Source organism: Staphylococcus caeli (assembly GCF_051413795.1).
Classification (GTDB): Bacteria; Bacillota; Bacilli; order Staphylococcales; family Staphylococcaceae; genus Staphylococcus; species Staphylococcus caeli_A.
In genome coordinates this window covers 1-5,508 of record NZ_JBOIRQ010000039.1, presented here as the reverse complement: position 1 = coordinate 5,508, position 5,508 = coordinate 1, and the positions used below count along the sequence as shown (strand labels likewise).

Sequence of the window (5,508 nt, the reverse complement as noted above, 5' to 3'; positions counted from 1 at the left end):
GTGGTTATTAACATCTTACAATAGAGTGCCGTTTATGGGCATTTTTTTATGAAATTTTAAGAGTGTTGCACTTAATATTACAATCCGTCATTTTAAAAGTAAACATTGCGGTAAATAACTGGGAAAAGCAATGCCAAGTGAAATATGAATGTGTTATTATTAAGTTATTACCGAATTAAGGAGATTTACATATATGTTAAGTAAACACTGGAAATACATAATGATAAGTGCAGTTATTGTAAACTTGATATCAATCAAAGGATTCCCAATGGCAATAGGTGCATTATATTTACCAGTATTATTCAAAATTATAAAGCTGCAAGTTAATTTATCTCGTGGATTAGTTGATCAAGTGAATGCATCAACTTTCGTTAAAGGAAACCAAACGGGTATTATTATAAGTGTATTATGTTGTATTGTTATTACGGTATTGTTATTTAAGCCGTTAGGAGATTTCTATAATGGATTAGATGGCATTTTAGGATTATTGATTACAATTAGTCCAGTCACAATGATTATTGGTGCTATATTATTGATATTAACTGCAATTGGTATCATACAAGCGGCTAAAGCACAATTTAAAAATGTTAATATTACCAAGGCGAAATAACATCATAGCTTTTCAAAGAATCTCATAGTAATGAGGTTCTTTTTTTATGAATATTCAGGAAAAATGTGTATGTTTACAAGGTGAAGCAATAATTTATGAAAACGCTATATAATACAATTGCCCCTATAAAATAAATAATGCTATACTAATAGCGAACAATGATTAATGAAGGGGAGAATTATACAATGTCAGTTAGAATTGAACATGATACATTCGGTGAAATTGAAGTACCAGCAGACAAATACTGGGGTGCTCAAACAGAAAGAAGTAAACGTAATTTTCCAGTAGGTAAAGAGCGCATGCCGATTGAAGTAGTATATGGCTTTGCACAATTAAAAAGAGGTGCTGCTTTAGCCAATCATGAACTCGGCAAATTATCTGATGCGAAGAAAGATGCCATTGTTTATGCATGTGACCGTATATTAAATAAAGAATTAGATGAGCATTTCCCATTAGTTGTATGGCAAACAGGTAGCGGTACACAAAGTAATATGAACGTGAATGAAGTTGTAAGCTTTGTTGCCAACACATATTTGAAAGAACAAGGCAGTGATGAAACGATACATCCTAATGATGATGTGAATAAATCACAAAGTTCAAATGATACGTTCCCAACTGCAATGCACGTTGCATTGTATAATGAAGTAGAAACGAAACTTGAACCTGCATTAAAAGGCTTAAGAGATACCTTTAAACAAAAGGAAACGGCGTTTAACGATATTATTAAAATTGGCCGTACGCATTTACAAGATGCAACACCAATTCGTTTAGGACAAGAAATTAGCGGATGGCGTTACATGTTAGATAGATGTGAAACATTATTAGGCGAATCTAAAGCGCATATTTTAAATCTTGCTATTGGTGGTACTGCAGTAGGTACAGGTATTAATGCACATCCTGAATTTGGTGATAAGGTAGCTAAATTCATCGCTGAAAATACAGGCTATCCATTTGTATCGTCTGAAAATAAATTCCATGCTTTAACAGCACATGATGAAGTCGTGCAATTACATGGTTCATTAAAAGCATTAGCTACAGATTTAATGAAAATAGCGAATGACGTAAGATGGTTAGCATCTGGTCCGCGTGCGGGCTTAGCTGAACTATCTATTCCTGAAAATGAACCGGGCTCATCAATTATGCCGGGTAAAGTTAATCCAACACAATGTGAAATGTTGACAATGGTTGCCGTACAAGTCATGGGTAATGACACAGCAGTAGGTATCGGTAGTTCACAAGGTAATTTTGAATTAAATGTGTATAAACCAGTAATTTTATTAAATACATTACAATCTATTTACTTATTAGCAGATGGTATGGATACATTTAATAATAATTGTGCAGTAGGAATTGAACCAATTCCAGAAAACATTGATAATTATTTAAATCAATCACTTATGCTAGTAACTGCATTAAATCCACATATTGGATATGAAAAAGCAGCAAGTATTGCTAAAAAAGCACACCGTGAGGGTCTAACATTGAAAGAATCAGCAATTCAATCAGGCTATGTAACGGAAGAACAATTCGAGCAATGGATTAAACCAGAGGACATGGTTGAACCAAAATAAGACAAGATTAACCAGAAAAGCCAACACTTTGAGTAGTGTTGGCAGTTTTTTTATGCACGCTTTCCGCGGGCACTGCCTTAGCCTGTAGTCTTCGGCTAGTGCTATTCCCGCAGGAGTCGGCATAAATCACTGCCAATATAAAAAATATTATAATATATTTAAATTAAACAGTGGTGGTGTTTATTATGTATAACAAATCATTTGGTAAAAGAAATAGAAACAAACTAGGTTACGTTGCTATTTACTATATAACTTTTAGATAAAGTTTTTCATTTCAGGATTTACAGTAAAAGCTATATAAATAGAAATAAACAAACCCTTCGCATTAATTTACGAAGGGCTTGTCAACGTTCTAAAACCGGCACTTTATAAGTAGTGTTGGCTTTTCTTAAGATTTAAATTTCATCATCTAAACTGACGGAAATGAGTTCTTGTGTTAATGGGTGCACAAATTCAATTTTATAACTGTTTAATTCAAGTTGTCTTAAAGTCGAATTACCGTAAATTGGATCGCCAATAACAGGGTGTCCAATCTCAGCTAAATGCACACGAATCTGATGTGTTCTACCAGTGTCTAATTTCAAATCTAATTCACACACATCTTCTTTAATCATTTTAGAATTAAGAATATGTGTGATTGCCGTTTGACCAGTAGGTGATACACGACGCTTATTAGCATGGAACTTATCTTTACCAATTGGCATATCAATAGTTTGTGGTTTAATCGGTAAGAGACTGTGCACATTGGCTTTGTATATACGATCGATGTTGTTTTCTTCAAGCATGCGATCTAAAATCTTTTTCATAAGCGGATTTTTCGCAACGATGAGTAGTCCTACTGTTTCTTGATCTAATCTGTGAATTGGCTCTACATAATCACTTTTAACGGTATAAATGACATGATTCATTAATGTATTACTCTCTTTTAAATCATTTGGGTGCGTTTTTACACCTTTAGGTTTCATGACAATGGCTATGTCGTCATCTTCATAATAAATTTGAGCAAAACGATAACTTGGCAAGTAATTACTTGTTTCTTCAGGCGTAGGAATATACGCAATATCACCAGTATTCACTTTAGTCATCAATGTTGCAGCTTCATCATTGATTGTAATTGCTTTAGACATATTAAGATTGTGCAAATCTTTTTTAGGTAATTGCAATTGTTGGAAAATCTCTCTTAGCGTTAATTGATTATATTTATTAGGGATTTCAAATTTCATAATATCCTCCTCGATAGTCATTTATAATCATACCATAAACGGGTGGATAAAAATATTAGACAAATGTATTCTATTTTTTAACAGTGTATATCATTTTTTATCTATGGAAAAGTGAAATTCAATATTTTTAAATGTGCAATGAAGAAGGTATAATATAATTAAAGTAGTAAAAGGATGGACTGGTTATATGGAAAAACCGACAAGGCTTGCATTACTAAAAGAGATTGCAGAATTTTTAAATGAAGAAACAGAAACTTATAGTATGATGCATGGAGCTTTGAAATATTTAATTGAAGGTACTGCATTTACGACAGGTTGGATTTTCTTTATAGACGACGCTAGTCAACCTGAGCTCGTGTCACATGTAGACTTACCAGGTGCACTATCGAAAGATAATTGTAAATATATGTGTGAAGGTACATGCTGGTGTGTTCAAGCATATCAAAATAAAAGACTGACGAAGGCTTCCAATATTATCAATTGCTCTCGCATTAATCTGGCAAATCGAGCTTATCATGAAGAGACGGAAGGTATCACACATCATGCTACTGTACCATTACGCTCGGGTGATGAACAGTTTGGTCTTCTTAATGTCGCAACGCCATATCAAACAAGTTATAGTGAAGAAGATTTAGAATTGTTAGAGTCAGTAGCTTTTCAAATTGGATCGGCTATTAAACGTATTATTTTAACAGATCAAGAAAAAGAAGCGGCGCGCATCAATGAACGAAATCGATTAGCACGTGATTTACATGATTCTGTGAATCAGTTATTATTTTCAGTGAAATTGACCGCACATGCAGCACAAGGTATTACGAATGAAACAGTGTCGAAAAATGCATTTGAGTTAATTGAAAATACCAGTCAACAAGCTGTGAACGAAATGCGATCTTTAATATGGCAACTCAAGCCAGTAGGGCTAGAACATGGTATTGTACATGCGTTAAAAAAATATAGCGAGATATTACAAATTGAATTATCCGTTCAAGTTGAAGGATTAATCGATTTACCAAGTGTAGTTGAAGAAAATATTTATCGAATTATTCAAGAAGCGATGAATAATACAAAAAAACATGCAAATACAAATACAATTTATTTAAAACTTGCACAGCATGCATCTTCACTAATTGTGGATATAGAAGATTATGGTAGTGGATTTGATATAGGACAATCGCAACTTAAGGACTCACATGGAATTAATAATATGAAACAGCGTACTAAAATGATTAAAGGTCACCTTGATATTAAATCAGGTCAAGAGAAAGGGACTCATATTAATGTAACGGTACCATTGTAAGATAAGAAAGGGATGAAAATATGCATCGTATCATACTTGTTGATGATCACCATATAGTAAGACAAGGATTAGAATTTCTACTATCGACTGTAGAAGATTTAGAAGTAATAGGTGGATTTTCAGATGGCCAATCATTTTTAGAATACTTAACAGACAGTGAAGTAATGCCAGATATAGTATTACTCGATTTAGTTATGCCCGAAATGAATGGTATTGAAATTACAGAAATTTTAAAGAAAAAATATCCAGATATTAAAATATTAGTATTAACGAGCTATGTAGATGATGAACATGTTATTTCTGCCATAGATAAAGGTGCAGATGGATATGAAATGAAAGATGTGGAACCAGAACAACTCATACATACGATTAAACGGGTATTAGCAGGAGACAAAATGATACACCCACAGGCACAACATGTCATAGAAACAGTAAGTCAAAAACCGCATTTTACGAATAAATTATCTAAAAGAGAATCGGAAGTATTAATGGAAATGGCAAAAGGCAAAACGAATAAAGAAATTGCAGAAACGCTATTTGTTTCAGAAAAAACAATAAAAACACACGTGAGTCATATTTTCAGTAAATTACAAGTTACAGATCGTACGCAAGCAGCTATTTATGCTATGCAAAATAATCTATTATAAATATAACGCATAATCATATGATAAAATTCTAGTAGCAAAAAACATCTCTTATTTAAATTATTGCTTTTATATATGACGGATTGTAATATTAAGTGCAACACTCTTAAAATTTCATAAAAAAATGCCCATAAACGGCACTCTATTGTAAGATGTTAATAAC

Annotated in this window: 5 protein-coding genes; 4 read left to right on the top strand and 1 reads right to left on the bottom strand. The window is 32.9% G+C overall.

The window, feature by feature from the left end:
• Nucleotides 1–193 precede the first annotated feature (193 nt).
• Entirely contained in the window at nucleotides 194–610 is a 417-nt protein-coding gene (locus tag ACSULM_RS12275) for a hypothetical protein (RefSeq protein WP_436863099.1), read from the top strand.
• A 185-nt stretch (nucleotides 611–795) separates the two neighbouring features.
• Nucleotides 796–2,181 (top strand): class II fumarate hydratase, encoded by a 1,386-nt coding sequence (gene fumC, locus ACSULM_RS12270; protein WP_436863096.1) that lies wholly within the window; start codon nucleotides 796–798, stop codon nucleotides 2,179–2,181.
• Between the two features lie 395 nt (nucleotides 2,182–2,576).
• Here fumC and ACSULM_RS12265 read toward each other — a convergent pair whose 3' ends face one another.
• On the bottom strand, nucleotides 2,577–3,404 hold the full coding sequence (locus ACSULM_RS12265) for an RluA family pseudouridine synthase (RefSeq protein WP_436863095.1): 828 nt from the start codon (nucleotides 3,402–3,404) through the stop codon (nucleotides 2,577–2,579).
• A gap of 187 nt (nucleotides 3,405–3,591) precedes the next feature.
• Between ACSULM_RS12265 and ACSULM_RS12260 the strand changes: the two genes are divergently transcribed.
• Together ACSULM_RS12260 and ACSULM_RS12255 are read left to right on the top strand one after the other, a co-directional pair.
• A complete protein-coding gene (locus ACSULM_RS12260) occupies nucleotides 3,592–4,701 on the top strand; it encodes a GAF domain-containing sensor histidine kinase (RefSeq protein WP_436863093.1) in 1,110 nt (369 codons plus the stop codon).
• Between the two features lie 20 nt (nucleotides 4,702–4,721).
• Nucleotides 4,722–5,348 carry a response regulator gene (locus tag ACSULM_RS12255; protein ID WP_436863091.1) on the top strand — a complete coding sequence of 209 codons (627 nt, stop codon included), beginning with the start codon at nucleotides 4,722–4,724 and terminating at the stop codon, nucleotides 5,346–5,348.
• The last annotated feature ends 160 nt before the right edge of the window (nucleotides 5,349–5,508 follow it).